The organism is Kitasatospora sp. NPDC056531 (genome assembly GCF_042794375.1).
Taxonomy (GTDB): Bacteria; Actinomycetota; Actinomycetes; order Streptomycetales; family Streptomycetaceae; genus Kitasatospora.
In genome coordinates this window covers 1-1,782 of the sequence record NZ_JBHTTU010000323.1, presented here as the reverse complement: position 1 = coordinate 1,782, position 1,782 = coordinate 1, and the positions used below count along the sequence as shown (strand labels likewise).

Genomic DNA, 1,782 nt, shown 5'->3' with positions numbered 1-1,782 from the left:
CTGGAGCGGCTGGAGCTGGTCGGCTTCGTCGCCTTGGCGGACACCCCGCGCGCTGGGTCCGCCGCGCTGGTCGAAGGACTGCGGCGGGCCGGGGTGCGGCCGGTCATGCTCACCGGCGACCACCCGGCCACGGCCCGTGCGGTGGCTGTCGCGCTGGGCTGGCCCGAGGAGCTCGAACTGGCCATCGGCGACGACCTGGCCAGCCTCGATCGGACCGGCCGTGCCCGCCGGCTGCGGGGCTGCGACGTCGTCGCCAGGGTCGCACCGGAGCAGAAGGTACTGGTCGTCGAGGCGCTTCGGGAGGCGGGACGGGTCGTGGCGATGGTGGGCGACGGAGCCAACGACGCCGCCGCCATCCGCTCCGCCGACATCGGGATAGGTATCGCCGCCCGCGGCTCGGCGGCGGCCCGCAACGCAGCGGACCTGGTGATCACCGATGACGAGCTGACCGTCCTGACTGACGCCGTCGACGAGGGCCGCGCGCTGTGGCGCAGCGTGGCGGACGCGATCACCATTCTGATCGGTGGCAACGCCGGCGAGATCGGCTTCTCCCTGCTCGGCACCCTGCTGTCGGGACGCGCCCCGATGTCCACCCGTCAGATCCTGCTCGTCAACCTGCTCACCGACATGTTCCCGGCGATGGCCGTCGCCGTCACGCCACGGGACGACCAGCCGGCCGGGGAGAGCGCCCCGCGCGCGGGCACCGCGGCCCTCGACGCGCCGCTGGCCCGCCAGATCCGGCACCGGGGCCTGGTGACCGCCGTCGGCGCGACCACCGCCTGGCTCATCGGCACCGCCACCCCCGGCTCCGCCCGGCGCACCAGCACCATGGCCCTGTGCGGCGTCGTCGGCGCCCAGCTCGCCCAGACCCTGACCGGACGGCGGCGCAGCCCCCTGGTCCTCGCGACCGTGCTGGGCTCCGCCGCCGCGCTCGCGGCCGTCATCCAGACGCCGGGCGTCAGCCGGTTCTTCGGGTGCACCCCGCTCGGCCCGGTGGCCTGGGCAGGCGTCGCCGCGTCGATCGCCGTCGCCGTGGCGGCCCCACCGCTGATCCCGCAGGTCGAGCGCCTCCTGCTGCTGGCCCTCGCCCGGGCCGTGGCAGCCGTGCGGACGGCCGGTCAGCGGTCGCCCGGTCCAGGGGCGTCCGGTCAAAGGAGCACGCCATGAAGGACACCCTCGCCGAGTACCACCGTCGGCGGGACTTCTCGAAGACCGCCGAGCCCGAGGGAGGCCGGACCGATCCCGGTACACGGCCCTCGTTCGTCGTGCAGATCCACGACGCGACGGCGATGCACTTCGACGTACGCCTGGAGATCGACGGCGTCCTCAAGTCCTGGGCCGTGCCCAAGGGCCCATCCCGCGACCCGCACGACAAGCGCCTCGCCATGCCCACCGAGGACCACCCGCTGGAGTACCGCGAGTTCGAGGGCGTCATCGCCGAGGGCGAGTACGGCGCGGGCACCGTGATCGTCTGGGACGAGGGCACCTACCGCAACCTCTCCACCGACCGCGCCGGCCACGACCTCCCGCTCGCCGACGCGCTGGAGCACGGGCACGCCTCCTTCCGCCTTTACGGGCACAACCGGCACCCCCATGCTGGCCGTGCTCACCGACCGTCGGGACTTCGACGACGACTGGCTCTTCGAACGCAAACTGGACGGCGTCCGCGTCCTCGCCGCCCGCCACGTCCAGGACACCGTCCTGCTCTCCCGCAACGGAAAACACCTGAACGCCACCTACCCGGAGATCGCCGACGCCCTCGCCGGCCAGCCCCGCGAGGAC

1 protein-coding gene and 2 pseudogenes are annotated in these 1,782 nt (G+C 73.9%); all 3 read left to right on the top strand.

Annotated elements, in window-relative coordinates:
• Nucleotides 1-1,167: HAD-IC family P-type ATPase (locus ACFQ87_RS46105; protein ID WP_380617027.1), on the top strand; the 1,167-nt coding region annotated here is incomplete at its 5' end.
• A pseudogene (locus ACFQ87_RS46100) lies at nt 1,164-1,523 on the top strand (DNA polymerase ligase N-terminal domain-containing protein); the annotation flags it as partial. The gene ACFQ87_RS46105 and the pseudogene ACFQ87_RS46100, both read left to right, overlap by 4 nt.
• 70 nt (nt 1,524-1,593) lie before the next feature.
• Nucleotides 1,594-1,782 (top strand): annotated as a pseudogene (locus tag ACFQ87_RS46095) (ATP-dependent DNA ligase); the annotation flags it as partial.